Genomic DNA, 26,111 nt, shown 5'->3' on the forward strand with positions numbered 1-26,111 from the left:
ACACACTGGTTACCTGTCCGCCCGCTGGCAGGAAGCGGGATGCGAGGGGGAGAGATTGGTGGAGAGTAGCAGCGAGCGTCTGCTGACCCCAGGAGAGGTTGCCGCCCTCTTCCGGGTAGACCCAAAGACGGTTACACGCTGGGCAGCGGCAGGCCGCATCAGCAGTATCCGCACCCCCGGAGGGCACCGGCGCTTCCGCGAGTCGGAAGTCCACGCCCTTCTCCGAGGCGAGGACGTTCTTACGGCCGACAGGCCAGCAGGTGAGTCCCCGCGCGTCTGACGTTCCGTCAAGTCGGTGATCCTGCACGATGGACCGCTACATAGGTGGTCCGTCCCGCCAGGATCACCGCTGGCGGAACCCACTGTTCGCGTGCACTCCCGCCGACACTTCTCGTGCGGGAAGGCACTGGGGCGGCGCCAACCGCCGACCGTGGCTGGCGCCTGTCCGTACCCCTCGCGGGCGCCTGAAGCCAAGTACGCGATCACGGGTGCTCAGGTGTCCTCCTGCCGTGCCTTGTAGGCGAGGAACTCCCGCTCGAGCTCGTCGTTCTCCTCTGCCCAACGCCGGCGGCGCAGCTCCGCCTCCTCCTCCGTCAGCGACTCGGCCAGCCACTGCTCGTACTCGGGGTCACCGGGCTGGACCTCCACGTACGCGTTACCGATCAAGCGCCCGTCCTGGCTGGTCAGGCTCTGCGGTACGCGCAACGTCCCGTCCGCGAGCCGGATGACGTACATGGCCGATCACCTAGATTCCGTAGCGCCGGTTGAAGAACAGCATGATGTCGAGCGCCATCCGCGTGTCACCGCCGAGCATGTCCACGAGGGCCGGACGCTGACGGGAGGCGATGGCGGCGAAGGCGTCGGCGAAGAACTCCTTGCGGCCCAGCCCGCCTCCCTGCCGGTGGAAAGTGGAGGTCAGCAGCGGCAGCGCCGCCTCGTACAGTCTCATGAACTCCGGCGAGTCCGACACCCATTCGCCGTGCGGCGAGTCCACGTCGTCGATCGCGTGGCCCACCTCGTGCATCATCACGTCGGGAGTGGGCGAGGGGCGGTCTCCGACGACGATCTTCTTGTCGCCGTACGCGCCCGCGCAGATGTCCCAGGTCGCGCGCCCCGACGGGAGCGGGGCGCCGCGTAAGTAGCCCATGTCGTCGAGGTCGGGCACTCCGCCGGGGCCGAGGTAGATGCCCTCAAGGCCGTCGGCGAGCAGCTCTTTGAGCCGGTCGGGGAGCCTGGCCAGGCTCTCGACGGCGCGCACCACCTCCACGGGCGGCGGGCCGTACCTGGCGTCCCACTGGCGGTGCAGGATCTTCTCAAGGGCCCCGCAGTGGCGCAGGCCGTCGCCGAGCGACGGCTGGTCGGGGCGGTTGGGCCGGGCTCTCAGCGGCCGGTCGGGCAGTTCGAAGTCGTCCCAGGTGTAGCGGGGCCGCTCGACAACGACGGCGGCGGGCAGCCGCTCCGCGCGCTCGCGTACCGCGAAAGCGTCCCAGGCGGCCCCTGACGGGCTCTGCGCCGCCGGATCGTCCGCGCCCGGCCACAACGGCCGGTCCAGCCTCTGCTCGCCGCCACCGGGCGGATGACCGCGCTCGGCCTTCTTCAGCTCTTTACGCCGTTCGCGCCGGTCCTGGGCCCGCTCGCGGACGTCGCGCCAGAGCGACCTGTCGGCGTCGGGCGGCGCCTCCTTACGCCGGGAGAACAAATACGATCCGCGCCGCCACCATCGCCCGCGCCGATGCCGTCCTCGGTCATTGGAGCTCTTGTCGTGAGAAAACGCCATCGCACCTCTCATCAACGCCCCTCGGAGCCCCGTGGACACCGCCGCATCGGCTTCCACGGTACGACGCAGATCTTCCGCTAGTCACCCGAAATGGGACATCAGGCAGCACGATCACGTCTCAACATGGCTTACAGTTCGGGTCATGGCAGGTGTTGTTATCGGCCTGGCTCTGCTGGCCTTCTGGCTCTTCTCGCTTTTCGACGTCGTCACGACACCGGAAGACGAGGTTAGGAACGTACCAAAACCCCTCTGGATCCTCGTCGTGGTGCTCATCCCGCTGCTGGGCGGGCTGGTGTGGATGGCGCGCGGCCGTCCGCGCGTGCCCCGCGCCGCGCGGCCCGTCACCCCCGGTCCGGGCGCGCCGAAGGGCCCGGACGACGACCCCGAGTTCCTGCGCGAGCTCGAGCGGCGGATGCGCGGCGACGACGTCTCCTGATCGGCGGGCCCGGATCCGGGCCTTCAGCGTCTAGTCGACGTCCGCGTAACTGTGCAGGCCGTCGATGAAGATGTTGACGCCGATCAGGTTGAACAGCAGGCAGCCGAACGCCACGAGCTGCACGATCACCGCAGCCCTGCCCCTCCACCCGGCCGTCGCCTTGGCGTGCAGATAGGCGGCGTAGGCCACCCACGTGATGAAGGACCAGACCTCCTTCGGGTCCCATCCCCAATAGCGGCCCCACGCCCGGTCGGCCCACAGGGCACCGGCGATGACGGCGAACGTCCACAGCGGGAAGGCGAAGATGACCGCCCGGTGGACCGCCTTGTCCAGCACCTCGCGCGACGGCAGCCGCGACAGGCCGTCGCCGCGCACCAGATAGAGCACGCCCGCGACACCGGCCAGGGTGAACAGCCCGCTCGCGATGATCGCGGCGGTCACGTGGATCGCGATCCAGTACGAGTTGAGCGCCGGCACGACCGGCCCCGCCGCGGTGTAGAACACCTTGACCGCAAGGCCCAGGCCGAGCGCCGCGGTCACCATGACGAACGCGCCGAGGAAGCGCACGTTGACGCGGATCTGGGTGACGAGGAACGCGGTCACGGCGGCGAAGCAGATGGCGACCACGAACTCGTACATGTTGCCCCACGGCCACCGGTCGACGGCCAGGCCCCGGGTGATGATGGCGGCGAGGTTGGCCGCCCAGCCGATCCAGGCGAGCACGAGCGCCACGACGCCCGCGCGGGCCGCGAGCGGCGAGCTCGGTGCGGAGGACTCGGGCCCCTCCGACAGCGTCTCCACGGGCGCCTCAGCGCCGGAGACGGCGGTCTCAGCAGCGGTGCCCGCCGATGCCGGAGCGTCGCCGGCCGTCGCGGAGACCTCGGCGGTGCTCACGGCGGTGCTCACGGCGGGGCCCGCGGCCGTCGCCCCGACGGCGACCGGCTGCCTGGACTCGACCCGCCGCTCGCTCGCGGCCCTGCCCGCCCGCGCCCGCCCGAAGGCCAGTTCCATGGCGAATCCGAGCATGGCGACGACGTAGAGCAGGACGGCTGCGACGACGAAAAGGTCGCTCAGCTCGGCGAGTTGTTCAGCGGACATCCTTCTCTCCTGCTGATAGAACCTTCACGATGTCGGCGAACTCCTCGGCGAATCCCGCCGCGGAGTTGTCGGTGCGGGTCAGCCCGCCCACCTCGACCCGGCCCTGGCCGACGCGGACGAACACCCGGCGGCGGCGGATCATGAGCGAGAGCGCGATGGCGACGACCGCCGTGGCGGCGGCCAGCAGCGCGGGCATGCGGCCCGGGTCGTACGCCGTCTGGAGCGTGATCCACTCCTTGACGCCGGTGAACTCCAGCTTGCCCAGCCCGCCCGGCAGATCGACCGACTGGCCCACGGCCAGCGGCTTGGGCGCGTCGGAGCCCATGAGCACCGGCTTGAGCTTGCGCATCACCTCGGGCTCGGCCAGCTCGTAGACCGACTGCGGCTTGCCCGAGCGCATGCCGAGGTCGCCGGAGAACGCGCCGAGTATCTGCACCTCGGGGTTGATCTTGCCGGGGAACGCCGAGGCGTACGTGCCGTCGGTGAGCGGCACGCTCGTCGGCAGGAACCGCAGCAGGAACCCGAGCTGCGACGGCTGCGCGTCGGGCGCCTTGACCACGCAGCCGGAGGTCATGGTGGCCTTGTCCTCGATCAGGCAGGGCACGGGCCCTTCGAAGGCGACCTGTCCCTTGCCGTCGGTGACGCGGAAGACGGGGGCGTAGCCGTTGCCGATGAGGTACGTCTGTGTGCCGTCGATCTCCAGCGGCTCGTTGACCTTGAGGTCGTAGTCGCGGGCCGGGGACGTCGGCGTGTCGTTGACCTTGAGGTGGGCGGTGTAGTCGAGCGCCTGACCGCGCTTGTCACCGGCGACCTGGTAGGCCACCTCGAAGTCGGTGAGCTGGAAGCTGAACGGCTCAAGGGACTCGGCGGAGACCCTGCTGCCCGGGATGAAGCGGTCGTAGGCGGCCACGGTGTTGGCGAACCCGTCGCCCTCGACGACCAGCACGTTGCCCCGGTAGCCGTAGAGCGAGCCCGCGCCGACGGCGAGCAGGATGCCGACCAGCGCGATGTGGAAGAACAGGTTGCCGGTCTCGCGGAGATAGCCCTTCTCCGCCGACACCCAGCCGTCGCCGGTGACCACGCGGAAGCGCCTCTTGCGCAGCCGCGCGGCGGCCTGCTCGACGGTCAGCTCGCCGTCGAAGGCGGCGTGGTGCGGCAGGCGCGAGAGGTGCTTCGGCGCGGCGGGCGGCTTGCGGCGCAGCTCGCGCAGGTAGACCGCGGTGCGCGGGACGATGCAGCCGATCAGCGAGGTGAACAGCAGCAGGTAGATGGCCGCGAACCAGGTGGAGGTGAAGACCTCGAAGAGCTGGAACCTGTCGTACCACTCGGCGAGCGTCGGGCTCTGCTCGTACAGCCTGGCGACCTTGTCGGGCTCGACGCCGCGCTGCGGCACCAGCGAGCCGGGCACCGAGCCGAGCGCGAGCAGGAACAGCAGGATCAGCGCCGTGCGCATCGAGGTGAGCGTGCGCCAGGCCCAGCGCAGCCAGGCCATCAGACCGAACGACGCCTGCCGCTCCGTCTGCTCCTTCTCCAGCTCCTTGACGCTCATCAGATCACCGGCTCGAACGCGCCGATCAGTCCCTGCATGGCGGCGATCATCTCTCCCCAGAGGCCGGTCACGAGCAGCACGCCGACGGCGACCATCATGCCGCCGCCGACCCTGGTGATCAGGCGCGAGTGCTTGCGGATGGCACGGAACGTGCGCAGCGCCCGGCTGTAGGCCAGCGCCGCGCCGACGAAGGGCAGGCCGAGGCCCAGGGCGTAGGCGACGGCCAGGAGCGCGCCGCGCCCCGCGCTGCCCTCGTTGAGCCCGAGCGTCAGCACGACGGCGAGCGTGGGCCCGATGCACGGTGTCCAGCCGAGGCCGAACACCACGCCGAGCAGCGGCGCTCCGGCGAGCCCTGCGGCGGGCAGCCGGTGGATGCGCACGTCGCGCATGAGGCCGGGCAGCACGCCGAGGAAGGCCAGCCCGAGCACGATGGTGAGCACGCCGAGCACCCGCGTGATGATCTCGGCGTGGCCCAGCACGACCGAGCCGATGCCGCCGAACAGCGCGCCGCTGAGCACGAACACCAGGGCGAACCCGGCCACGAACAGCGTCGCGCCGAGCACCAGCCGCCCCCGCTTGGGGTCGGCGGTCATGCCGGTCACGTAGGACAGGTAGCCGGGCACCAGCGGCAGCACGCACGGCGACAGGAAGGACACCACGCCCGCAAGCACCGCGATCGGCACGGCGAGCAGCAGCGAGCCGGAGGCGACGACGTCACTCATCGCGCACCTTGGTCACCGCGTTCATCAGGTCGGTGTACTTGACCGCGCCGAGCGCCCTGGCGGCGATGCGGCCCTGCTTGTCGATGATCAGCGTGGACGGGATCGCGGCGGGCGGGACGGTGCCCTGGAAGGCCAGCGCGACCTTGCCCGGCTGGTCGTAGATGTGCGGGTAGCCGGTCTGCTCGGTGCGCTCGAACGCCTTGGCGTCGGCCTGGCGGTCTTTGAAGTCGACGCCGAGGAACTGCACGCCGGTGTCCTTGGTCTTGGACCAGACCTCCTTGAGCACGGGCGCCTCGGCCCGGCAGGGGCCGCACCACGAGGCCCAGAAGTTGAGCACGACGACCTTGCCCTTGTGCGCGGCGAGTGAGGCCGCGCCGCCGTCGAGCGTCGGGCCCTCGATGGCCGGCGCGGGCTTGCGCTCGCTCGCCTCGAACACCTGCATCTTCCCGTCGCCCGCGACGAAGCGGGTGTCGCCGGCCTGCGGCTGGCCGCCCTGGTTGCCGGCGCAGCCCGCGACCAGCGCAGCCAGGATGAAGAGGGAGATGGACTTGGCGCGCACGGAGGAAGATCTCCTTGTACTACAACCGGTAGAGCTTCCAACCCTACCGGGACGCCCGCACGCTCCGGACATCAGGCCCCGGGGATCGACGGCCCCGTCTGCAGCGATCCCGCGGGCTCGCTGTAGCCAATGCTGATCAGCCGATCGCCGTCGAAGGTGAAGGTGGTGAGGCTGGCCAGCGCGCACTGGCGGCGGCGCGGGTCGTGCCAGAGCCTGCGGCCCTCGGCGGCCGAGCGGATGGCCCAGATCGGCAGCTGGTGGCTGACCAGCACCGTCTCGTGTCCCCTGGCGGCCGCCCTGGCGTCGTCGATCATCGACTTCATGCGCTTGACGATGGCCGGGTACGGCTCGCCCCACGACGGGCGCAGCGGGTTCCAGAAGTAGCGGTAGTTGCGCGGATTGCGCAGCACACCGAGGCCCTGCCCGACGGCGCGGCCCTCCAGCAGGTTGCCCGCCTCGATCAGCCGGTCGTCCTGGACGATCTCCAGGCCCAGCTTCTCCACGAGTGGGGTCGCCGTCTCGATGGCGCGCTCCAGCGGCGAGCTGTAGACGGCGACGATGTCGCGGCCGCCGACGGCCTTGGCGACCGTCTCGGCCATGAGCCGGCCCGTCTCCGACAGGTGGTAGCCGGGCAGCCTGCCGTAGAGGACGCCCTGGGGGTTGTGCACCTCACCGTGGCGCAGCAGGTGGACGACGGTGGTTTCAGCCATGGTGGGCACAGCCTATCCGCTCGTCCGCAGGGCCCGGTCAGGGCCCGCACCGGCGCGGCGCCGACCCTGAAAGCGGGCCCTGAAAGCCGGCCCTGAAAGCCGGCCCTGAAAGCGGGCCGTGGAAGAGGTCATCGGGCGGTCACTGGACGGCCCAGGCGTTCTCCTGCTTCCTGCTCGACTCCGACAGCGCGTCCACCATGGCCCTGATCGCGGGACGGCGGGCGGCGTCGGAGCGCCAGATCGCGTAGATGCGCCGCGACTGGCGCGGCAGCAGCGGCACCAGCCGCACGCCGTCGGGCACGCAGTCGCGGCCGAGCCTCGGCACGATCGCGCAGCCCAGGCCGGCGGCCACCAGCGCGAGCTGCGTGGGGTACTCGTCGGCCATGCACGCGATCACCGGCTCCAGCGCGGCGCTGCGCAGCGTGAACACCAGCCAGTCGTGGCAGACCGTGCCGGGTGACGAGCTGATCCACTGCTCGCCGTGCAGCGCGGCCAGCTCGACCTCGCGCTCGCCGGCCAGCGGATGATCGGCGGGCAGGGCGACGTCGGCCACGTCGTCGAGCAGCGTGGCCTTCGACAGGCCGTCGGGCAGCGCCATCGGGCGCGTCAGCCAGTCCTGGACGACGCCGAGGTCGAGCTCGCCCCGCGAGACCTCGCGGACGACGCGTTCCGGCTCGCGCTCGTTGAGCTGCACCCACAGGTCGGGATGGCGCTGCTTGAGCGAGGCGATCGCGCCGGGCATGACGCCGCGCGCGGCGGTGGGGAACGCGCCGACGTTGAGCCGGCCGACGACCTGGCCGCGCAGCGCCTCGAAGTCGGCCTCGGCGGTCTCGACCAGGGCGAGGATGCGCTCGGCGTGCTCGGCGAGCACCCCGGCCGCGTCCGTCAGCCGCACGCCGCGCCCGTAACGCTCCATGAGCCGGGCGCCGGTCTCGCGCTCCAGCTTGGCGATCTGCTGGCTGACCGCCGACGGGGTGACCATGAGGGCCTCGGCCGCCGCTCCGACCGAGCCGTAGACATGGACGGCGTGAAGGGCTTTGAGGCGGTTGAGGTCCAACATGTAAGCCACTCTAAACCGTTTAGCGTAGAAAGTCTCGCTTGTGGTTCATTGTGTAGCAGATGAAAATTGTTGGCATGAGAAACGTGAAGACGAAGAAGCAGCAGACCGGTTCCATCTCGTACCTGAAGGTGCTCGCCGAGCAGGCGCGCGACATGCGCATCCGGTACCAGAAGCCCACCCGGTGACCGCGCCCAGGTGAGCCCCCGCCACCTCGCCCTGGCCGTCGGACTGGCCGCCGTCTGGGGCTACAACTTCGTGGTCATGCAGGTGGGCCTGCGCCACTTCCCGCCGCTGGAGTACGCGGGCCTCCGCTTCGCCATGGCGGCCTTCCCCGCCCTGCTGTTCGCGGGGCGGCCCGGCGTCGCCTGGCGCTGGGTCCTGGGCGTGGCCGCCACCCTCGGAGTCGGCCAGTTCGGGCTGCTGCTCGTGGGCATGCGCGCCGGCATGCCGGCCGGCCTGACCTCCCTCGTCCTGCAGGTGCAGGCGCTGTTCACCGTGGTGTTCGCGGTGACCCTGCTCGGTGAGCGGCTCACCGCCCGCCGCGTGCTGGGGCTGGCCGTCGCGTTCGCCGGCCTCGCCATCGTCGCCGTCGACTTCGGCGTCTCCGGCCCGCTCGGGGCCTTCCTTCTGTGCGTCGCAGCCGCAGCGGCCTGGGGGCTCGGCAACGTGATCCAGCGCCACGCCGCCCCGCCCGACTCGCTGCGCTTCATGATCTGGGTGAGCGCGTTCTCCGCGCCCCCGCTCCTGCTGCTCTCCCTGCTCCTTGAGGGCCCGCTCGTGCTCTCCTCGCCCGCCGAGGGCTGGCTGTCCCTCGTGTACGTGGCCTTCATCTCGACCCTGGGCGGCTTCGGCGTCTGGGGCTGGCTGCTGCGCCGCTACGACGCCTCGACGGTGGCGCCGTACACGCTGCTCGTGCCGGTGTTCGGCATGTCGTCGGCGGTCCTGATGACCGGCGAGCCGCTGTCGTGGCCGCGCGTGCTGGCCGCCGTGCTCATCGTCTTCGGCGTCCTGTACGCCGGCACCCAGCCGCGCGGCCGCAGCGCCCTGTCGCCCTTCTGGTGGCGGCGGGACGGGCGCTGACACCCGGCCCGGCCGCCACGGGAACCGGGGTCAGAGAACGGCCGCGGCCGCCTTCGCCGCAGCCGGGAGCGCGTCGGCGATGCGGCCGAGCGCCTCGTCGTCGTGCGCGGCCGACAGGAACCACGCCTCGTACGCCGACGGCGGCAGGTAGACCCCCTGGTCGAGCATGCTGTGGAAGAACGCGGTGAACGCCTCGGTGTTCTGCGTCCGCGCCTCGTCGAAGTTCGTCACCTCGGCGTCGGTGAAGAAGATCGAGAACAGGCTGCCCGCCCGCTGCAGCCGGTGCGGCACCCCGGCCGCGCGCAGCGCCTCGGACGCGGCGTCCCCCACCGCGGTGGCCGCGGCCTCGACCTTGCGGTACGCCTCGTCGTCCAGGTTGCGCAGCGTGGCCAGGCCCGCGGCGCAGGCCAGCGGGTTGCCCGACAGCGTGCCCGCCTGGTAGACGGGGCCCTCGGGCGCGAGGTGGGCCATGATGTCGGCCCGGCCGCCGAACGCCGCCGCCGGCAGCCCGCCGCCCATGACCTTGCCGAACGTCATCAGGTCGGCGTCGACCGGGTCGAGGCCGTACCAGCCGGCCTTGGAGACGCGGAAGCCGGTCAGCACCTCGTCGACGATGAGCAGCGCGCCGTGCCGGGTGCACAGCTCGCGCAGGCGGGCGTTGAAGCCGTCGCGCGGCGGCACGACGCCCATGTTGGCCGGGCACGCCTCGGTGATCACGCACGCGATCTCGGCCGCCTCGAACGCCGCCTCCACTGCCGCGATGTCGTTGTACGGCAGCACGATCGTGTCGGCCGCCGACGCCCCCGTCACGCCCGGCGTGTCGGGCAGCCCGAACGTCGCCACCCCCGAGCCCGCCGAGGCCAGCAGCGCGTCCACGTGGCCGTGGTAGCAGCCGGCGAACTTGATCACCTTGGACCGGCCGGTGAAGCCCCTGGCCAGGCGTACCGCGCTCATCGTCGCCTCGGTGCCGGAGCTGACCAGGCGCACCTTCTCGACCGGGGCGACCCTGGCCACGATCTCCTCGGCCAGCTCGACCTCGCCCGGCGTGGCCGTGCCGTAGGAGAAACCGGCCGCCACGGCCTCGGAGACGGCCTCGACGACGGCCGGGTGGCGGTGACCCAGGATCATCGGACCCCAGGAGCAGATCAGGTCGACGTAGCGGTTGCCGTCGGCGTCGGTGATGTAGGGGCCCTGCCCCGAGACCATGAACCGCGGGGTGCCGCCCACCGCTCCGAACGCGCGCACCGGGGAGTTGACGCCTCCCGGGACGGCGTCGCGGGCGCGGGCGAACAGGTCTTCGGAGTTCTTCGTACGACTCACCCACCCAGGGTAGCCGCAGGTACGCCCGCTCCCAGGAGCGGGCACGGGCGGCACCGCAGCCGAACGGCGCTCGCAAAAGCCGGGCGGCGGACCGCAGGCGGGCCGGAGCCGCAGGACGCCGCCGAAGGGCCCGGAGCCGCGGGGCTCAGTCGGCGAGCCACTCCAGGATGCGCAGCGGGTCGGGCAGCGGCCGGCCGTCCGGCGGGCGCAGCCAGCTCACGGACTGCCCGTTGGGCATCGTGGACGGCGGGGCGAGGACGTAGCTGTCGCGGCAGTGCCAGCGCAGCCCAGGCGTGTCGTCGATGGTGGCCGGGTCGCAGTCGAGGTGGCAGGACCACCACTCGTCTTCGTCCTCGGGGTTACCGCGCGTGGCGACATAAAACAAGACCCGGTCGCCTCTGGCGGCGACCGGGCCCGGGTGTGCCCCGGCGGCGTCGATTCGGGTGAGCGCCGACAGGCCGGCGGCGAGCGGTACGTCGAAGACGTCGAACACGCGGCCCGTGGGCAGGATGATGTTGGTCTCGGGCTCGTTCTGCCACCAGCGCGTGAGCACCGCCGCGTCGGTCGTGGCCTGCAGGTGCCAGGCGGGCGACAGCGGATGCGCGCCCGGGTCGGGACAGCCGAGCCGGTCACAGGAACACGCGCGCGGGCCCTGGCGCAGCGGGTGGGCGCCGGGCACGACCGGCCAGCCCATGGCGGCGTATTCGAGCACGGTCTCGATGCGCGTCGGCCGGGACCGCTTTTTGGTACGCCGAGCCAGAGGTACCCCCACCATGGTCTCTCCCGTCAGAAAAGTCACAGCGCCTGAGGAGGTCCCGGATCCGGGTGGCCGGCGGGCCGCTGACGGCGGCCGGCCGCAGGGCAGCAACAGCCTGCGCCTGCATCACACGCGGGACACACCAGCACTTGTCATGCAACTCTAACCCACACGCCCCAGGCGTTGACGGGAAACCCCTTGGTTAGAGCGTGCGCGCCACTTCCGTCGCCCAGTAGGTGAGGATCAGGTCGGCCCCCGCCCGCTTGATCGCGACCAGCGACTCGTTGATCGTCCGCTCGCGGTCGATCCAGCCGTTGGCGGCGGCGGCCTCGATCATCGCGTACTCGCCGCTCACCTGGTAGGCGGCCACCGGCACGTCCACCTCGTCGCGGACGCGGGTGATGACGTCGAGGTAGGGCATGGCGGGCTTGACCATGACGGCGTCGGCGCCTTCTGCCAGGTCGAGCCTGACCTCGCGCAGTGCCTCCTCCAGCGGGCCCGCCGGGTCCTGCTGGTGGGTGCTGCGGTCGCCGAACTGCGGCGCGCACTCGGCGGCGTCGCGGAACGGGCCGTAGAAGGCGGAGGCGTACTTGACGGAGTACGCCAGGATCGGCACGTTCGTGTGGCCCGCCTTGTCGAGCGCGGCCCTGATGGCGCCCACCTGGCCGTCCATCATGCCGCTCGGCGCCACCATCTGGGAGCCGGCCTCGGCCTGCGCCACCGCGATGGAGGCGTACCGCTCGAGCGTGGCGTCGTTGTCGACGTCGCCCGATGGGGTCAGGATGCCGCAGTGCCCGTGGTCGGTGAACTCGTCGAGGCACGTGTCGGCCATCACCACGAGCGCGTCGCCGACCTCCGACACCACGTCGCGCAGCGCCACCTGCAGCACGCCGTCGGGGTCGTCGGCGGCCGAGCCGCGCGCGTCCTTCACCGCGGGCACGCCGAACAGGATGACGCCGCCCACCCCGGCCTCGGCGGCCTCATGGGCGGCCTTGCGCAGCGAGTCGCGGGTGTGCTGGTAGACGCCCGGCATCGAGGCCACCGGCTGCGGCTCGGTGATGCCCTCCTTGGCGAACAGCGGCAGGATCAGGTCCGCGGGGTGCAGCCTGGTGCCCGAGACCATGCGGCGCATCGCCGGGCTGCTGCGCAGCCTGCGCGGGCGGGCGATGGGGAACTGCGCGCTCATCTGGCTCTCCTCCTCGCGCCACGGCGGTTCTGCGAGGGACGGCGCGGCGTGTCGCCGGCCGCCAGCGCCGCCTGGCGCTGCTTGGCTCCGAACTCGGCCAGCGCGGCGGCCAAGGCGGTGGCGGATGGCTTGTCGGCCATGACGTCGACCCTGAGCCCGAACTCCTCGGCCGTCTTGGCCGTCTGCGGCCCGATCACGGCGATCACGGTGACGTTGTGGGGCTTGCCGGCGATGCCCACGAGGTTGCGGACCGTGGACGACGAGGTGAAGAGCACGGCGTCGAAACCGCCGCCCTTGATGGCCTCGCGGATCGGCGCTGGCGGCGGCGCGGCGCGGACCGTGCGGTAGGCGGTGACGTCGTCGCACTCCCAGCCCAGCTCGGTGAGCCCCGCCACGAGCGTGTCGGTGGAGATGTCGGCCCTCGGCAGCAGCACGCGGTTGATCGGGTCGAGCATGGAGTCGTACGGCGGCCACTCGGCCACCAGCCCCTCCGACGACTGCTCGCCGGAGGGCAGCAGGTCGGGCTTGACCCCGAACTCGACCAGCGCCTTGGCGGTGGCCTCGCCCACGGCCGCGACCTTCAGCCCGGCGAAGGCGCGCGCGTCGAGCCCGTACTCCTCGAACTTCTCGCGCACCGCCTTGACGGCGTTGGCGCTGGTGAAGGCCACCCACTCGTAGCGCCCGGTGACCAGGCCCTTGATCGCGCGGTCCATCTGCTGCGGGGTGCGCGGCGGCTCGACCGAGATGGTCGGCACCTCCTCGGGCACCGCGCCGTAGGCCACGAGCTGCTCGGACAGGCTGCGGGACTGCTCCTTCGTCCGCGGGACCAGCACCCGCCAGCCGAACAGCGGCTTGGTCTCGAACCACGACAGCTTGTCCCGCTGGGCGACGGCGTCGCCGACCACGATCAGCGCGGGCTCGGTGAACCCGGCGTGCTTGAGGTCGGCCTGCAGCCGGCCGAGCGAGGAGACCACGGTGTACTGCTCGGTGGTGGTGCCGCCGCTGCTGACCGCCACGGGCGTGGTGTCGGGCTTGCCGCCGGCGATCAGCGCCTTGCCGATGGCCACCGCGTCGGAGACGCCGTTGTAGATGACCAGCGTGCCCTTGCAGCCGGCGTGCACGGCCCAGTCCTGCTCCTGGGCGGCGTCGACGATCCTGAACTCGGGCACGTCGCTCGCCGGCGGATGCCGGCGTAGGCGAGCACGGCGGTCGCGGGCGGCACGCCGGGCACGATCTCGAAGTCCACCTCCGCCGCGGTGCAGGCCGCGGCCTCCTCGGAGATCGAGGAGAACAGCATGGGGTCGCCGGGGCACAGGCGCACCACGAGCTGGCCGCGCGCGGCGCGCTGCACGAAGTCGCCTTCGGCGACCTCGACGCCCTCGCGGCAGTGGCGCAGCAGCGGTCTTTGCGTCTCGGAGTCGAGCACCACCGCGTCGGCCTTGCCGAGCAGCTCGGCGGCGCGGACCGTGAGCAGATTGGGATCGCCGGGACCCGCGCCGACGAACGCGACGAATCCGGAGGTTGGACTATCGGAGCTCAATGGGAATGCTCCCCCATCAATCTGTCGGCCCCTTCGGCGATCATCTCGGCCGCGAGGCGGCGGCCCAGGTTCGCTGCCTCCGAAGGAGAGCCGGCGGCGGACTTGCGGACCGCTTCGCGGCCGTCGATGGAGACGACCACAGCGGTCAGGTTCAGAGTGTGCCCGTCATCGAACGCGAAAGCACCCACCGGAGCCGAGCAGCCGGCTTCGAGTGCGCTCAGCAGGGCGCGTTCGGCGGTGACGGCCGAGCGGGTGGCCGGGTCGTCGAGCACGGACAGCGCCTCGACGAGGCCGGGCCGGTCGGCGCGGCACTCCACGGCCAGCGCGCCCTGGCCGGGAGCGGGCAGCAGCTCCTCGATCTCGAAGATTTGCGCGATGTCGGCGGCCCTGCCGATCCTGGTCAGCCCGGCGGAGGCGAGCACGACCGCGTCGAGCTCGCCCGAGGTGACCTTGCCGATGCGCGTGTCGGCGTTGCCGCGGATCGGGACGTATTCGAGGTCGGGGCGCAGCGCGCGCAGCATGGCGACGCGGCGCGGCGAGCCGGTGCCGACCTTGGCGCCCGGCTGGAGGTCGGCGAACTTGTGCAGGCTGACGAGCGCGTCGCGGTGGTCGTGGCGGGGCGGCAGCGCGGCCAGCGTGAAGCGCGGGTCCTGCGTCGTCGGCAGATCCTTCAGCGAGTGGACGGCGAAGTCGATCTCGCCTTCGAGCAGCTTGTCGCGCAGCGCGCTGACGAACACGCCGGTGCCGCCGAGCTGCGCGAGGTGCGCCTTGGTGACGTCGCCGTACGTGGTGATGCCCACCAGCTCGACAGGGGTCCCGGTGCGCTCGGTGAAGGCGTCGGCCACCATCTGGGACTGCGTGGTCGCGAGGAGGCTGCGCCGGGTGCCGAGTCGCAGAGCGGGCCTCGTCACAGCTCCACCTCCCTCACGGCCTCGGGCATCTTCGGATCCAGGTTGAACAACTCGCGCAGGGCTTCCGCATAATGATCGCCCCCCGGGCAGGTGGCGAGCTGCTTGACACGCACGGTGGGCTCGTGGAGGAGCTTGTCCACCACCCGCTGGACGGTCATGGCGACCTCGTCGCGGGTGCGCTCGTCGAGGTCGGGCACCCGCATCAGCAGGCGGCCCAGCTCCGACTCGACGACGCCCGCCGCCTTGCTGCGCAGCGCCACCACGGTCGGCGTCACTCTGGAGGCCCGCTCGGCGTCGAGGTAGGCGCGCAGCTCCTCGGCCACCAGGGCGCGCACGGCGGGCACCGCGTCGCCCTCGCGCGAGCCGATGCCGGACTCCTGGATGGTCTCCAGGTCGACCAGCGTGACCCCCGGCACCTCGCGCACGGCCGGATCGATGTCGTGCGACAGCGCCAGGTCCAGCAGAAACACCGGCTTGACCAGCATATCCGCCGTGACGATGTGCCTGCCCGCGCCGGTGCAGGCGATCACGATGTCGGCGTGCGCCAGCTCGTCGGCCACAGCGGAGAACTCGACGGCCCGCCCGCCGACGGACGCGGCGAGCCGGGCGCCCCGCTCGTACGTGCGGTTGGCCACGACAATGTCGGTGACCCCGGAGCGCGCGAGCGTCGCGGCGGCCAGCGAGCTCATGGAGCCGGCGCCGATGACCAGCGCCCGCCGCCCGGCCAGCTCGCCCGCCAGCGCGAGCCCGGCGGAGACGAGGGACGCGCCGTGCTTGTCGATGCCGGTCTCGTGGTGTGCGCGCTTGCCCACCCGCAGCGCCTGCTGCACCAGCTCGTTGAGTGTGGCGCCGACGGTGCCCTGGCGCTGGGCGAGCTTGAGCGCCTGGCGCACCTGGCCGAGGATCTGCCCCTCGCCGACGACCATGGAGTCGAGGCCGCACACCACAGAGAACAGGTGCTCGACCGCCCGTTCCTCGTAGTGGACGTACAGGTGCGGGATGAGCTCCTCCACCGGGACGCCGGAGTGCACGCCGAGCAGCCCGCTGATCGACGTGACGGCGGCGTGGAAGCGGTCGACGGCGACGTAGACCTCGACCCTGTTGCAGGTGGAGACCACCATGGCCTCCGCCACGCAGGGATCGTGCTGCACGTCGTGCAGGAGCTTGACGAGGGCGTCACCGGTGACGGAGACGCGCTCGAGGAGTCCCACCGGTGCGGTCCGGTGGCTGAGCCCGACAGCCAGAACGCTCATTGACCGTCCACCGCCATGAGTGGCCCCCCAGCCTTGCGTTGCTCGTGGAACGCGAGAATCTGCAGTTCGATTGACAGGTCGACTTTCCGTACATCGACGGTCTCCGGCACGGAGAGCACGACGGGGGCGAAATTCAGAATGCTGGTCACGCCCACGGCGACAACGCGATCGCACACTTCCTGCGCCGCTGCCGCCGGTGTCGCCAGAACCACGATCGAAACTCCACGCCGTTTGATCACGGCTTCCAAGTCGTCGATGTGCTCAACATTCAACCCCGCGATGGTCTCGCCCACGACTTCGGGGTCGGCGTCCACGAGCGCCGCGACCCGGAAGCCCCTGGAGACGAAACCTCCGTAGTTGGCCAGCGCGCGGCCGAGGTTACCGACTCCGACGATCGCGACCGCCCAGTCCTGCGTCAGGCCGAGCTCGCGGGAGATCTGGTAAACGAGGTACTCGACCTCATAGCCTACGCCGCGGGTGCCGTACGAGCCGAGGTGCGAAAGGTCCTTGCGGAGCTTGGCGGAGTTGACCCCCGCCGCGTTGGCGAGGTCTTCCGAGCTCACGGTCGCGATGCCCCGCTCGGCCATCCCGTGCAGCGCCCTGAGGTAAAGCGGAAGCCTGGCGACCGTCGCCTCGGGGATGCCGCGGTCACGGGGCTGGGACGGGCGGCTCTTCACGTGCCGGTGCTCCAGGGGACGGGCGGCTTGGGGACCGCGTTAACGGAATCGGACCGTCTTTCAGGTTAATCCCTTTGTGAACCGATGCACAAAGTCAGCAGAGGTACGGTTGCGTCATGCATCGCATCACCCTGCTCGGCAAACCCGGCTGTCACCTGTGTGACGACGCGCGCGAGATCATCGCCAGGGTCGCGGGCGAGCTCGGCGTGCCGTGGGAGGAGATCAGCATCGACTCCTCCGAGGAGCTCAAGGAGAAGTACTGGGAGATGATCCCGGTCACACTGATCGACGGCGTGCAGCACGACTTCTGGCGCGTGGACGAGGCGAGGCTGCGCGCGGCGCTCACGTCCTGAGCATCTCCTGAGCCGCGACTCCCGCGTCAGTACATGACGGTGGGCAGCGGCACCACCTTGGCGGCGTTGACGTCGAGCTCGATCACGTTGGTGGCCAGCACCATCGACTGGCGGTCGTTGACGAAGCGCTCCACGTGGGGCTGGCGCATGTGGTCGCGGTAGGCCACCTCGTCGCGGTAGAGCTCGTAGACGATGCGCTGCAGCGGGGCCGACTTGACGGCGTGGCAGGCGTACACGAGCGTGTCGGGCTCGCCCCTGCGCACGGCCTCGACCGTGGCCTCGGCCAGCCGGTCGAACGCCTCGCCCGCGCCGTCCATGAGCGTGAAGACGGTGAGCATGCCGTAGATGTTGGGCGACAGCCTGCCGGATGCGGCCTGCTGCTGTGCGGGCGAGAACAGGTCGGCTCCGGGGTAGACGGCGCCGGTGGCGGGCGCGGCGGGCGAGAGCTTGTAGTCGGGGCGCTGGGGCGGGGCGCCGTTCATGATGTAGCCGGTGGAGGGGCCGCCGTCGTCGGGCGCGGGCGGCGCCATGCGGGAGGCGTAGTCGACCTCGCGGTCGCCCGCGCGGTATTCGGCCACCAGGTCGCCGAGCCCCGACAACCTGCGCGGCGGCGCGGGCGGCAGGTCGGCGGGCGCGGGCTCGGGCGCGCGGCGGCGTCCCGGCGCCTCGTCGCGGAACATGGGCCGCTCGTCGGGCGCACCCTCGTGGTGCATCGCGCGCTCGCGCGGGACCCGCTCCTCACGCCGCGGCGCGCGCTCAGGGATCTCGTCGTCGAAGTCGTCCTCGTCGTCCTCGTACGGCGCCAGCGGCCGCAGCACGCAGTACCAGACCGCCGCCGCCGCGACGGCGAGCAGCACGGTGGCGAACAGACCGGGCACGGCGAACCTCATCGCGCCGATGAGCGCGAGCCCCGACGGCACGATGACCGCGGTGGCGTGGAGGTTGTCGGTGTCGTACTCGTCGCCGTTGCGCCATCTGACCCCCGCCACGACGAGCATCACCAGCATGACCAGCGCGGCGACGGCGTGGACGCCGGTGAGCAGGTAGCTGGGGACGATGTTCCAGTGGGTCACGGCCCTGGGCAGCGTCTTGCCCATGTCCTCGGTCTTGAGCGGGTCCCAGACCATGATGACGGTGGCCACGAAGGTCAGGGCGGAGCCGAGCAGCCAGGCGAGGAATCTCGGCGGCACCTTCTCGGCGAGCAGCTGCACGAGCCCGATGGCCAGCCAGAGGGGCGCCAGCATCGACCCGGTCACCTGGAAGATCCGGAACGTGACGCCGCCGAAGCCCATGAAGGATCCCAGTGCGATCACCGCGAGTGACAGGCATAGCCCTACGAGCGCGACGATCCAGGCGATCAACCAGCCCTCGGACTCCTCGCGAAGGCGTTGGATCAGGGCGGCCGTGGCGATACCGGCCAGGATCGCACCGGCAAGAGCTATGACAGCAACGAGGATCTCCATGGTGACTCCAATGCTGCCGGACAATGCCTCCCAGCCGGTAGCCGAAGAGGGAACGGGTCGGTCAACCACGGTATCTGCCGATTACGCCTAGTCATGCATGACTTCCGTGGATTGTGGATTTTCCAGTTGATTTCTAGAGTGTTCGAGCACGCCGCACCCCTTACCCCCAGGGATACCGGATGCCTGACTCGTCGCCGTTCGCCGGGCTGCTGGCGCCGGCCGTCGCCGGCCATGCCCGGACGGGCGAGCTCGGCGTGCGCGAGGACGCGACCGACGACCTCCGTACGCTGGTGATGCACGCCAAGAACGGATGCACGCAATCCTTTGGCACGCTCTACGACCGCTACGTGGACCTCGTCTACCGCTACATCTACTTCCGGGTCGGCTCGCACCCGCTGGCAGAGGACCTGACCAGCGAGACCTTCCTCCGCGCGCTGCGCAGGATCGGCGATTTCACCTGGCAGGGCCGCGATTTCGGCGCCTGGCTCGTGACCATCGCGAGAAACCTGGTGACCGACCATTTCAAGTCGGGCCGCTACCGCCTGGAGATCCCCACGGGCGAGATCATCGACGTTCCGCTCGACGGCTCCCACATTCCCGAGAACGCCGTGGTCACGGCCATCATCAACGACCGGGTGCTGCGTGCCGTACGCGAGCTCAATCCCGAACAGCAGGAATGCGTCGTCCTGCGCTTCCTGCACGGCCTCTCGCTCGCGGAAACCGCGCTGATCATGGGAAAGAAGAGTGGAGCGATCAAAGCGCTGCAGTTCCGTGCCGTACGCGCGCTGGCCAGAGCGCTCAAGCACGACCTGGCGTAACCTCCGCAAGCCGCCCCTCGTTAGGACAGGTGTCATGACCGTGAGGCTCGGGAGCCGTGGTGATGAGTAGCGCGCGCGAGCGGCGGGAACGCGTGCTCATGCACCTCGACGAGCTGCGCAGGCTCCCGATCGGCGGCCTGCCCGAGCCCGCGTTCAAGGAACGGCTGCGCGCCGAGCTGCTGTCGGGCGCCCTCGCCACGGCCGAGCCCGACACGCCCGGCCGCTTGGCGGAGGACGCCTTGAGAACCGCCGGGCCGGGACGCGAGACGGCCGTCGAAGCGCGCGGTCGCCGCCGCCGGTCCCGTGGCCGTCCCCTGCTGTCCCAGCTCGCCACCGTCGGCCTGGTGGCCGCGCTGATGGTGTCCTCGTTCGCGACGTACCGCGCCGTGCCGGGCGACTCGCTCTACCCGCTCAAGCGCGCCGCCGAGAGCACGCTCGTCCGCCTCACCTCCGACGACGCCGAGCGCGCCGCTCGCGAGCTGGACTCCGCCAAGACCCGCGCCAAGGAGGTCGCCACCCTGCTCGGCTCGTCCAACAACGGGCCGCTGGTGGGCAAGACGCTCAAGGACATGGAGGAGTCCACCCGTGCGGGCATCAGCCGGCTGAAGCGCGCGGAGCCGCGGTCGCCGAAGATCAAGAAATTCGCGCGGGACCAGAAGAAGGTCGTCGAGCCGATGATCGAGCAGCTCAACGAGGCGGAACAGGTTCAGGCGCAGGGGTACCTCAGCTACATCGAAGGTCTGGTCGCACCCGAGTAGGTAGCTAAGCTGAAGCCCATGTGGCGGCTCTTGCGACGACGACAGGAAGCGCAGCCGGAGGTCGCGGGCGAGGCGGCGGCACAGGCGGCGGTCACCGTCGCGCCCGCCGAGCCCGATCTCGAGTCCGCGGCCTTCTTCGACGTCGACAACACCATGATGCGCGGCGCGTCGATCTACCACTTCGCCCGCGGCCTCGCCACGCGTGGGCTGTTCACCACGAAAGACCTGCTCAAGTTCGCCGTCGGGCAGGCCGTCTTCCGCCTGCGCGGCAACGAGAACCCCGAGCACATCGCGGTGGCCAGGGAGACGGCGCTGGCGTTCGTCGCGGGCGCCAAGGTGGACGACGTCGTACGACTCGGCGAGGAGATCTACGACGAGGTCATGGCCGACCGCATCTGGGGCGGCACGCGCGCGCTCGCGCAGGCGCACCTCGACGCCGGGCAGCGCGTCTGGCTGGTCACCGCCACCCCCATCGAGCTGGCCAGGGTCATCGCGCAGCGGCTCGGCCTGACCGGCGCGCTCGGCACGGTCGCCGAGACCAGCAACGGCGTCTACACCGGCCGGCTGGTCGGCGACCTGCTGCACGGCCCTGCCAAGGCGGAGGCGGTGCGCGCGCTGGCCCGCAGGGAGGGCCTCGACCTCACCCGCTGCACCGCCTACAGCGACTCGGCCAACGACCTGCCGATGCTCTCGCTGGTCGGCCACGCCGTGGCCATCAACCCCGACAGCGAGCTGCGCGAGTACGCGAGGAAGCACGACTGGCCGATCAAGGACTTCCGCACCGGCCGCAAGGCCACGCTCGCCGCGCTGCCGATCGCGGCCGGGGTGGGCGCGGTGGCGGGCGGCGTCGCCGCCGGCATCGCCCTGCGCCGCCACTACCGCGACCGCCCCTGATCACTTCAGCCGGCTCACTTCAGCGTGCCGAACAGCTTGTCCGCCTCCGGCTGCTTCCACCGGAGCCGGTTCGGGTCCTGCGGATAGGGCTCACTGGGCACCGACACCGTGGCCATCGTGGTCCTGGCGAGCTGGGTGGCCAGCTCGTACATCTCCTCGACGCTGAGGTCCGTTCTCACCGCTCCGCGCACCGCCGACACGAAGGCGCTGAGCTTGGCGGGATCGGAGACGAGATGCCGCTGGGCCTTGTCCAGCATCGCCTGCGCGAGCCGCTGCTGCCGCTTGATCCGCGCGGCGTCCGAGCCGTCGCCGTAGTAACGCAGCCGGGCGTAGCCGAGTGCCTTCTCGCCGTCGAGCAGTTGCTCGCCCGCGGGCAGCCTGAGCTTCGAGGCGCGGTCGTCCACGGGCCTAGGCACCTTGATCCGCACGCCCCCGAGCGCGTCCACCATGGTCTTGAATCCGGCGAAGTCCACCTCGACCGTGTGGTCCAGGCGCAGCCCCGTCAGCTTCTCCAGCGTGGACCTGAGGCATGCGGCGCCGCCTTCGTCGTACGTCCAATTGATCATGGCGATCCGGCCCGGCGTCGAACCGCACGGGACCCGCACCATGGAGTCCCGGGGGACACTGATCGCGGTGGCCCGGCCCCTGTCGGCCGGCAGGTGGACGATGATGATGGTGTCGGCCCGCTGGCCCGAGCCCTGCGACTTCGGCCCGTACTTCACGTTGCCAGGACCGTCCCGGGTGTCGGAGCCGATCAGCAGCACGTTCATGGCGCCGCTCATGTCCACCTGGCCACCGACGGACGGCGCGGCCACGGGGATGCCGGTGATGAACGCCGTCGTCACCGCCACGACGGCGGCCGTGGCCGCGGCCACGAGCGCGGCCAGCGGCCACCTGCGCCGGGGACGGCCGCGCAGGAAGCCCGTGCGATGGCGGACGAGGGTGGCGGGTGGCTGGTGCTCCAGCTCGGCCCCGAAGTCGCGGAGCAGCTTCAAGTCGTCCATCGTCACTCCTCCTCCAAGGGGTTGGTGTCGCCGAGCGCCGCGCGTACCTTCCGCCTGCCTCTGTTGAGGCGGGAGCGCACGGTTCCGACGGGAATGCCGAGCGCTCGCGCGGCCTCCTCGTACGTGAGGTCGCCCCAGGCGATCAGCAGCAGCACGTCGCGGTCCTTGGCGGGCAGCGCGGCCAGGGCGCCGGCCAGCTCCGCGCGGACGGCACGGGCGGACACCCCGACCGCCACCCGGTCGGCGGGCGATTCCACCTCGTGGTCGACGGGGGCGCGCAGGAGTGCGCGGTAGCGGGCCGCCTCCGTGCGGTGGTGCCGGGAGATGAGCTTGGTGAGGATGCCGAAGAGCCACGGCCTGGCGTCCGGGTAGGCCGAGTCGTAGCTCTTCCTGCGGGAGAAGGCGATCAGGAACGTCTCGCCGACGAGGTCCTCGGCGGGTTCAGGGCCGAGGCGCCTGGAGGCGTACCTGAAGAGCATGGCGGAGTAGCGGTCGAAGAGCTCGGCGAACACCTCGGGTTCGGTCAATGAGGCGTTCACGAGTTCGGCGTCCGCACCCCCGACGGCAGGTTGCGTGATCATCTCCGCCCTTCTGCGGGGAATGTGTCACGGATGTCTTGCCACAACCCGCCGTCAGGGTTCAGAGACCGTCGCGCCGGCGGCGTCAGAGGAGCGGGGGAAGGCGTGGCCGCGCCGCAGCCGCAGTTCGTTGAGCATCTGCTGGATGACCTCGCGCACGTGGTCGGTGATGTTGAAGACCAGCATGGGGTCGTCGGCCGCCGACGGGTCGTAGTCGTCGGTGCGGATCGGCTCGCCGAACTCGATCATCCACTTCGACGGCAGCGGCACCAGGCCGAGCGGCCCGAGCAGCGGGAAGAACGGGGTGATCGGCAGGTACGGCAGCCCCAGCAGCCGCGCGAGCGACTTCAGGTCGCCGATCTTGGGGTAGATCTCCTCGGCCCCGACGATCGCGGTGGGCACGATCGGCACGCCCGCCCGGATGGCGGAGGCCACGAAGCCGCCGCGCCCGAAGCGCTGCAGCTTGTAGCGCTCGGAGAACGGCTTGCCGACGCCCTTGAAGCCCTCGGGGAACACGCCCACCAGCTCGCCCTTGCGCAGCAGCCGGTCGGCGTCCTCGCGGCAGGCCAGCGTGTGGCCGGTCTTGCGTGCCAGGTGACTGAGGACGGGAAGCTGGTAGACCAGGTCGGCGCCGAGCAGCCGCAGCGGCCTGCCCACCTCGTCGTGCAGCGCCACCTGCAGCATCAGCGCGTCGACCGGCAGCGTGCCCGAGTGATTGGCCACGATGAGCGCGCCGCTGTCATCGGGGACGTTCTTGTGCTCCAGCGTCTCGACCCTGAACCAGTGGCGGTAGAGCGGCCGCAGCAGCTCGAGCACGACCTTGTCGGTCAGCTCGGGGTCGTAGCCGAACTCGTCGACCTCGTAGTCGCCGGTGACGCGCCTGCGGATGAAGGCCAGCGCCCTGGCGACGGACTCGGCCAGGGGATCGGTCTCGGGCTCGTCGTACGACGGCGCCGCGGTGATGGGGATCACCCGGCCTTCCTCTTCGTGCGCTGGGCGGGAAACGCTCATGTGCGGACGCCTCCCAGCGGGCGCAGCCCGCGCGAGCGCAGGAAGTCGTCGAAGGCCGCTCCGGTGCTGAACTTGGGTTTCCAGCCCAGCTCGGCCTCCAGGCGCGCGGTGTCGACCGCCCGGCCGTGGCACATCAGCCTGAGCTGCTCCGGCGAGTATTCGACCAGCCCGAGCCTGCGCGCCGCGCCGCCGAGCACCTTGAAGGCAGGCGAGAGCAGCGGCAGCGACGGACGACCCGCCCTGCGCGCGCACTGCGACAGCAACAACACGCCGGCCCCGGCCACGTTGTACGTGCCGGGGTGGTCCTCGGTCGCCATCCGGCGCAGCACCTCGACCGCGTCGTCCTCGTGGACGAACTGCAGCCGCGGATCGAAGCCGAGCACGGTCGGCAGCACCGGCTGGGTGAAGTAACGCGTCAGCGGCGAGTCGACGCCTGGACCCATGAAGTTGGCGAAGCGCAGCAGCGACACCGTGACGTCGGGACGCCGCCGCGCGAAGCCGCGTACGTAGCCCTCGACCTCGACCGCGTCTTTGGCGTAGCCGTGGACGGGGCCCTCGTGCGGCTCCAGGTCCTCGGTGAAGACCGCGGGATCCCGCGGCGACGAGCCGTAGACGGCGGTGGTGGAGCGCACCACCACGCGCCGCACGGTCGCCGACCGCTGGCACGCGCCGAGCAACTGCATGGTGCCGATGACGTTGTGCTCCTTCATGGCGGCCCTGCCCCCGTTGCGTGAGGGGGCGCTGACCAGGCTCATGTGCACAACGGTGTCGATGTCCGCGGCCGCGATCACCTGCGCGATGTCGGGGCTGCGGAGATCCACCCGGACGAACTCCGTCCGGCCGAGTGAGACGCCCCCGTCTCGCGTGAGCGAGGGGGGCGGCACGGTGTCGACTCCGATGACACGGCTGATGTCCGGGTCTGCCGCCAGAACGCTCGCCACCCGGGCGCCGATGTGGCGCGAGACCCCGGTGACGAGCACGGTGTGGGTCATCAGCGCCTCGCAGCTGCGTCGGTTACTTCTTGTTGCGCCGCTGGATGCGCGTCTTCTTCAGCAGCTTACGGTGCTTCTTCTTAGCCATCCGCTTGCGGCGCTTCTTGATCACAGAGCCCACGGGACCCCCAGGTACTGATAGCAAGTCTGAAACGGAGTGCGAGCGCACACCGGCTCACAGACTACCGGCGATCCACGGTAGATCGCCCCTCGGGGGTGAGTGCCCGGCCGTACCAGCGGGCGGCCGGGCCTCTCCCGCGATGGCACTCACGACACGCTCGGGCGTGTCGCTACGTCAACCTGCCTCGATGTAGGCCTCCCGGAGATAATCGTGTACCGCCTGCTCAGGCACCCTGAACGAGCGGCCGACTCGGATGGCCGGCAGCTCGCCGGAGTGGACGAGCCGGTACACCGTCATCTTGGACACCCTCATGACCGTCGCCACTTCTGCGACGGTCAGGAACTTCACCTCGCTGAGAGGTCTTTCGCCTGCACCCATCGGACGCCTCTTCCGCACGTGTTTCCGGGTTATCCCCACTGGTGCCATTGCTCACGCACGTGTACTGCCGTCAGCGTAAGTCGGGACTCCGAGTGCGCAAACCCCCTATTTTTCCAGTCAACGGAGTCACCTGTCAGCCGAACCAGCGAAATCGCTGGCCAACCGCCTGGCCAAGCACCTCACTCGGACTCTGGAACTGTCCAAGCTGCCACATATAAGAGTCGCCGAGGCACTGTCTAAAGTTGGCAAAGGGACAGCGAGCCCCTTGGAATGCAGGCGCGAAAAGACGGTATGGGGAGGACCGTTATCGACTCAAAGGGCTCGTGAGACTTCTGTGACCAACCTCTCCGTCAGCGGAGCGTAATAGCGGGGTAGCACGTTGTCGTCGAGTGGCACGACCACGTCAAGCTTGCCTTCCGCCTCTCCGACGAAGAGCCCGGGGTCGTTGCAGTCGGCGAACGCGACCGTCGGCACGCCGGCCTCGCCCGCCGCGCCGGCCCAGCCGTGGTCGGCGATCACCAGGTCGGGCAGCTCGCCGTCCAGCTCGTCGAGCATGTGGCGCATCGGGGCCGCATCGTGGGTGTGCACGAGGGCGCCGCGGTCGTCGAGCATGGCGACGTCCTGGAGGTAGCGGATCCGCCGCGGCCTGCCGAACCCTGACCCCGAGTACGACCAGCCCTCGGCGGGCGTCAGCAGTGTCGCGCCCTTGGACACGCAGAAAGCCGCGAGCGGCAGGTGGATCGCCAGCAGGCCCGTGGGGTGCCCGGTGGCGAACAGGACGCGCGGCTCCGGCCGCGACAGCACGGCGGCGATGCGCTCGGCCATCGCGTCGAGCGCGTCGATCGTCAGATCGGGATCGATGGTGTCCTGGCCCCAGCGATGGTCGGGATCGGCGACGACGCCCGCGGACTTGGCCATGAGGGCGAGGATGTCGCGGTAGGACCACGGGTGATCGAAGGTCAGGCCGAGCGCGTAGTAGGGATCTCCGTTGGCCAGCGAGCTGTAGTGATCGAGGTTGTTCTCGCGGGAGGTCGCGACATCGCCGGCGATGCGGCTCTGGACAAGGTGCTCTCGGAGTTCGTCGCGGCTCAGCACTGCTTCATTCC

General features: G+C 70.7%; 29 protein-coding genes and 1 pseudogene. 7 read left to right on the forward strand and 23 right to left on the reverse strand.

Annotation, left to right across the window (positions count from 1 at the left end; translation table 11 throughout):
- The first annotated feature begins 58 nt into the window (after positions 1-58).
- A complete protein-coding gene (locus WBK31_RS34065; protein WP_026214226.1) occupies positions 59-280 on the forward strand; it encodes a BldC family transcriptional regulator in 222 nt (73 codons plus the stop codon).
- A 212-nt stretch (positions 281-492) separates the two neighbouring features.
- On the opposite strand, the gene WBK31_RS34070 is transcribed toward WBK31_RS34065, so the two are convergent.
- Both WBK31_RS34070 and WBK31_RS34075 read right to left on the reverse strand, forming a co-directional pair.
- Positions 493-735: a hypothetical protein gene (locus WBK31_RS34070; RefSeq protein ID WP_364062308.1), complete on the reverse strand. Its 243-nt coding sequence runs from the start codon at positions 733-735 to the stop codon at positions 493-495.
- 10 nt (positions 736-745) lie between these two features.
- Complete coding sequence (locus WBK31_RS34075; RefSeq protein WP_364062305.1) at positions 746-1,699, reverse strand: hypothetical protein; 954 nt, start codon at positions 1,697-1,699, stop codon at positions 746-748.
- Between the two features lie 220 nt (positions 1,700-1,919).
- Here WBK31_RS34075 and WBK31_RS34080 point away from each other — a divergent pair, with 220 nt between their 5' ends.
- Positions 1,920-2,213, forward strand: a complete 294-nt coding sequence (locus tag WBK31_RS34080) for a PLD nuclease N-terminal domain-containing protein (RefSeq protein ID WP_364062302.1) — start codon at positions 1,920-1,922, stop codon at positions 2,211-2,213.
- A gap of 30 nt (positions 2,214-2,243) precedes the next feature.
- Here WBK31_RS34080 and ccsB read toward each other — a convergent pair whose 3' ends face one another.
- The 6 genes from ccsB to WBK31_RS34110 all read right to left on the reverse strand — a co-directional run bounded on the left by ccsB (position 2,244) and on the right by WBK31_RS34110 (position 7,911).
- Positions 2,244-3,311, reverse strand: a complete 1,068-nt coding sequence (gene ccsB / locus WBK31_RS34085) for a c-type cytochrome biogenesis protein CcsB (RefSeq protein ID WP_364062299.1) — start codon at positions 3,309-3,311, stop codon at positions 2,244-2,246.
- The gene (locus tag WBK31_RS34090; RefSeq protein ID WP_378785970.1) at positions 3,301-4,860 is read right to left on the reverse strand and encodes a cytochrome c biogenesis protein ResB; all 1,560 of its coding nucleotides are present in this window, start codon (positions 4,858-4,860) and stop codon (positions 3,301-3,303) included. Before WBK31_RS34090 ends, ccsB begins: the two co-directional genes overlap by 11 nt.
- On the reverse strand, positions 4,860-5,582 hold the full coding sequence (locus tag WBK31_RS34095) for a cytochrome c biogenesis protein CcdA (protein ID WP_364062293.1): 723 nt from the start codon (positions 5,580-5,582) through the stop codon (positions 4,860-4,862). The genes WBK31_RS34090 and WBK31_RS34095 overlap by 1 nt, the downstream gene beginning before the upstream one ends.
- Positions 5,575-6,141, reverse strand: a complete 567-nt coding sequence (locus WBK31_RS34100) for a TlpA disulfide reductase family protein (RefSeq protein ID WP_364062290.1) — start codon at positions 6,139-6,141, stop codon at positions 5,575-5,577. Before WBK31_RS34100 ends, WBK31_RS34095 begins: the two co-directional genes overlap by 8 nt.
- Before the next feature lie 71 nt (positions 6,142-6,212).
- On the reverse strand, positions 6,213-6,851 hold the full coding sequence (locus WBK31_RS34105; protein WP_364062288.1) for a histidine phosphatase family protein: 639 nt from the start codon (positions 6,849-6,851) through the stop codon (positions 6,213-6,215).
- 139 nt (positions 6,852-6,990) lie between these two features.
- Positions 6,991-7,911 carry a LysR family transcriptional regulator gene (locus tag WBK31_RS34110; RefSeq protein ID WP_378785969.1) on the reverse strand — a complete coding sequence of 307 codons (921 nt, stop codon included), beginning with the start codon at positions 7,909-7,911 and terminating at the stop codon, positions 6,991-6,993.
- Positions 7,912-8,106: 195 nt separating this feature from the next.
- Between WBK31_RS34110 and WBK31_RS34115 the strand changes: the two genes are divergently transcribed.
- Positions 8,107-8,991: an EamA family transporter gene (locus WBK31_RS34115; protein ID WP_364062283.1), complete on the forward strand. Its 885-nt coding sequence runs from the start codon at positions 8,107-8,109 to the stop codon at positions 8,989-8,991.
- A 30-nt stretch (positions 8,992-9,021) separates the two neighbouring features.
- On the opposite strand, the gene hemL is transcribed toward WBK31_RS34115, so the two are convergent.
- From hemL to WBK31_RS34150, 7 genes and pseudogenes are all read right to left on the reverse strand, one after another.
- Positions 9,022-10,311, reverse strand: a complete 1,290-nt coding sequence (gene hemL / locus WBK31_RS34120) for a glutamate-1-semialdehyde 2,1-aminomutase (protein ID WP_378785968.1) — start codon at positions 10,309-10,311, stop codon at positions 9,022-9,024.
- Positions 10,312-10,456: 145 nt separating this feature from the next.
- Positions 10,457-11,086, reverse strand: a complete 630-nt coding sequence (locus tag WBK31_RS34125) for a bifunctional DNA primase/polymerase (protein WP_378785967.1) — start codon at positions 11,084-11,086, stop codon at positions 10,457-10,459.
- A 184-nt stretch (positions 11,087-11,270) separates the two neighbouring features.
- Entirely contained in the window at positions 11,271-12,254 is a 984-nt protein-coding gene (gene hemB, locus WBK31_RS34130; RefSeq protein WP_364062274.1) for a porphobilinogen synthase, read from the reverse strand.
- Positions 12,251-13,794: pseudogene (locus WBK31_RS34135) on the reverse strand (uroporphyrinogen-III synthase). The gene hemB and the pseudogene WBK31_RS34135 overlap by 4 nt, the downstream one beginning before the upstream one ends.
- On the reverse strand, positions 13,791-14,705 hold the full coding sequence (gene hemC / locus WBK31_RS34140) for a hydroxymethylbilane synthase (protein WP_364062268.1): 915 nt from the start codon (positions 14,703-14,705) through the stop codon (positions 13,791-13,793). Before hemC ends, WBK31_RS34135 begins: the two are co-directional and overlap by 4 nt.
- Positions 14,702-15,958: a glutamyl-tRNA reductase gene (locus WBK31_RS34145; RefSeq protein WP_406673753.1), complete on the reverse strand. Its 1,257-nt coding sequence runs from the start codon at positions 15,956-15,958 to the stop codon at positions 14,702-14,704. The genes hemC and WBK31_RS34145 overlap by 4 nt, the downstream gene beginning before the upstream one ends.
- A complete protein-coding gene (locus WBK31_RS34150) occupies positions 15,955-16,635 on the reverse strand; it encodes a redox-sensing transcriptional repressor Rex (RefSeq protein ID WP_364062262.1) in 681 nt (226 codons plus the stop codon). Before WBK31_RS34150 ends, WBK31_RS34145 begins: the two co-directional genes overlap by 4 nt.
- A 116-nt stretch (positions 16,636-16,751) precedes the next feature.
- Between WBK31_RS34150 and WBK31_RS34155 the strand changes: the two genes are divergently transcribed.
- Complete coding sequence (locus WBK31_RS34155) at positions 16,752-16,988, forward strand: glutaredoxin family protein (RefSeq protein WP_364062259.1); 237 nt, start codon at positions 16,752-16,754, stop codon at positions 16,986-16,988.
- 26 nt (positions 16,989-17,014) lie between these two features.
- On the opposite strand, the gene WBK31_RS34160 is transcribed toward WBK31_RS34155, so the two are convergent.
- On the reverse strand, positions 17,015-18,451 hold the full coding sequence (locus WBK31_RS34160) for a putative quinol monooxygenase (RefSeq protein ID WP_406673754.1): 1,437 nt from the start codon (positions 18,449-18,451) through the stop codon (positions 17,015-17,017).
- 179 nt (positions 18,452-18,630) lie between these two features.
- On the opposite strand from WBK31_RS34160, the gene WBK31_RS34165 reads away from it, so the two are divergent.
- From WBK31_RS34165 to WBK31_RS34175, 3 genes are all read left to right on the forward strand, one after another.
- Positions 18,631-19,269 carry a sigma-70 family RNA polymerase sigma factor gene (locus WBK31_RS34165; protein WP_364062253.1) on the forward strand — a complete coding sequence of 213 codons (639 nt, stop codon included), beginning with the start codon at positions 18,631-18,633 and terminating at the stop codon, positions 19,267-19,269.
- A 62-nt stretch (positions 19,270-19,331) separates the two neighbouring features.
- Positions 19,332-20,027: a DUF5667 domain-containing protein gene (locus WBK31_RS34170; protein ID WP_364062250.1), complete on the forward strand. Its 696-nt coding sequence runs from the start codon at positions 19,332-19,334 to the stop codon at positions 20,025-20,027.
- Positions 20,028-20,045: 18 nt separating this feature from the next.
- Positions 20,046-20,921: an HAD-IB family hydrolase gene (locus WBK31_RS34175; RefSeq protein ID WP_364062247.1), complete on the forward strand. Its 876-nt coding sequence runs from the start codon at positions 20,046-20,048 to the stop codon at positions 20,919-20,921.
- Between the two features lie 14 nt (positions 20,922-20,935).
- Here WBK31_RS34175 and WBK31_RS34180 read toward each other — a convergent pair whose 3' ends face one another.
- From WBK31_RS34180 to WBK31_RS34210, 7 genes are all read right to left on the reverse strand, one after another.
- Entirely contained in the window at positions 20,936-21,925 is a 990-nt protein-coding gene (locus WBK31_RS34180; RefSeq protein ID WP_364062244.1) for an LCP family protein, read from the reverse strand.
- A gap of 2 nt (positions 21,926-21,927) precedes the next feature.
- Positions 21,928-22,506 (reverse strand): RNA polymerase sigma factor, encoded by a 579-nt coding sequence (locus WBK31_RS34185; protein ID WP_406673755.1) that lies wholly within the window; start codon positions 22,504-22,506, stop codon positions 21,928-21,930.
- A 51-nt stretch (positions 22,507-22,557) separates the two neighbouring features.
- Positions 22,558-23,475, reverse strand: coding sequence for a lysophospholipid acyltransferase family protein (locus tag WBK31_RS34190; RefSeq protein ID WP_406673756.1), 918 nt, complete (start codon positions 23,473-23,475; stop codon positions 22,558-22,560).
- 35 nt (positions 23,476-23,510) lie between these two features.
- Positions 23,511-24,506, reverse strand: coding sequence for an NAD-dependent epimerase/dehydratase family protein (locus WBK31_RS34195; protein WP_364062235.1), 996 nt, complete (start codon positions 24,504-24,506; stop codon positions 23,511-23,513).
- Positions 24,507-24,528: 22 nt separating this feature from the next.
- Positions 24,529-24,627: a 30S ribosomal protein bS22 gene (locus tag WBK31_RS34200; protein ID WP_018654693.1), complete on the reverse strand. Its 99-nt coding sequence runs from the start codon at positions 24,625-24,627 to the stop codon at positions 24,529-24,531.
- A gap of 174 nt (positions 24,628-24,801) precedes the next feature.
- On the reverse strand, positions 24,802-25,005 hold the full coding sequence (locus tag WBK31_RS34205; protein WP_026214222.1) for a helix-turn-helix domain-containing protein: 204 nt from the start codon (positions 25,003-25,005) through the stop codon (positions 24,802-24,804).
- Positions 25,006-25,317: 312 nt separating this feature from the next.
- Positions 25,318-26,100, reverse strand: a complete 783-nt coding sequence (locus tag WBK31_RS34210; protein WP_364062232.1) for a phosphatase — start codon at positions 26,098-26,100, stop codon at positions 25,318-25,320.
- Positions 26,101-26,111 lie beyond the last annotated feature (11 nt).

The sequence above is a fragment of the Nonomuraea sp. N2-4H genome (assembly GCF_045291505.1).
Classification (GTDB): domain Bacteria; phylum Actinomycetota; class Actinomycetes; order Streptosporangiales; family Streptosporangiaceae; genus Nonomuraea; species Nonomuraea fastidiosa.

Excerpts from the sequence above, each read along its gene's own strand:
- WBK31_RS34070 (WP_364062308.1), bottom strand. The coding sequence starts at position 735 with ATGTACGTCATCCGGCTCGCGGACGGGACGTTGCGCGTACCGCAGAGC.
- WBK31_RS34080 (WP_364062302.1), top strand. The coding sequence starts at position 1,920 with ATGGCAGGTGTTGTTATCGGCCTGGCTCTGCTGGCCTTCTGGCTCTTC.
- ccsB (WP_364062299.1), bottom strand. The coding sequence starts at position 3,311 with ATGTCCGCTGAACAACTCGCCGAGCTGAGCGACCTTTTCGTCGTCGCA.
- WBK31_RS34090 (WP_378785970.1), bottom strand. The coding sequence starts at position 4,860 with ATGAGCGTCAAGGAGCTGGAGAAGGAGCAGACGGAGCGGCAGGCGTCG.
- WBK31_RS34095 (WP_364062293.1), bottom strand. The coding sequence starts at position 5,582 with ATGAGTGACGTCGTCGCCTCCGGCTCGCTGCTGCTCGCCGTGCCGATC.
- WBK31_RS34105 (WP_364062288.1), bottom strand. The coding sequence starts at position 6,851 with ATGGCTGAAACCACCGTCGTCCACCTGCTGCGCCACGGTGAGGTGCAC.
- WBK31_RS34110 (WP_378785969.1), bottom strand. The coding sequence starts at position 7,911 with ATGTTGGACCTCAACCGCCTCAAAGCCCTTCACGCCGTCCATGTCTAC.
- WBK31_RS34125 (WP_378785967.1), bottom strand. The coding sequence starts at position 11,086 with ATGGTGGGGGTACCTCTGGCTCGGCGTACCAAAAAGCGGTCCCGGCCG.
- hemB (WP_364062274.1), bottom strand. The coding sequence starts at position 12,254 with ATGAGCGCGCAGTTCCCCATCGCCCGCCCGCGCAGGCTGCGCAGCAGC.
- WBK31_RS34145 (WP_406673753.1), bottom strand. The coding sequence starts at position 15,958 with ATGAGCGTTCTGGCTGTCGGGCTCAGCCACCGGACCGCACCGGTGGGA.
- WBK31_RS34155 (WP_364062259.1), top strand. The coding sequence starts at position 16,752 with ATGCATCGCATCACCCTGCTCGGCAAACCCGGCTGTCACCTGTGTGAC.
- WBK31_RS34160 (WP_406673754.1), bottom strand. The coding sequence starts at position 18,451 with ATGGAGATCCTCGTTGCTGTCATAGCTCTTGCCGGTGCGATCCTGGCC.
- WBK31_RS34165 (WP_364062253.1), top strand. The coding sequence starts at position 18,631 with ATGCCTGACTCGTCGCCGTTCGCCGGGCTGCTGGCGCCGGCCGTCGCC.
- WBK31_RS34170 (WP_364062250.1), top strand. The coding sequence starts at position 19,332 with ATGAGTAGCGCGCGCGAGCGGCGGGAACGCGTGCTCATGCACCTCGAC.
- WBK31_RS34175 (WP_364062247.1), top strand. The coding sequence starts at position 20,046 with ATGTGGCGGCTCTTGCGACGACGACAGGAAGCGCAGCCGGAGGTCGCG.
- WBK31_RS34180 (WP_364062244.1), bottom strand. The coding sequence starts at position 21,925 with ATGGACGACTTGAAGCTGCTCCGCGACTTCGGGGCCGAGCTGGAGCAC.
- WBK31_RS34185 (WP_406673755.1), bottom strand. The coding sequence starts at position 22,506 with ATGATCACGCAACCTGCCGTCGGGGGTGCGGACGCCGAACTCGTGAAC.
- WBK31_RS34195 (WP_364062235.1), bottom strand. The coding sequence starts at position 24,506 with ATGACCCACACCGTGCTCGTCACCGGGGTCTCGCGCCACATCGGCGCC.
- WBK31_RS34205 (WP_026214222.1), bottom strand. The coding sequence starts at position 25,005 with ATGGGTGCAGGCGAAAGACCTCTCAGCGAGGTGAAGTTCCTGACCGTC.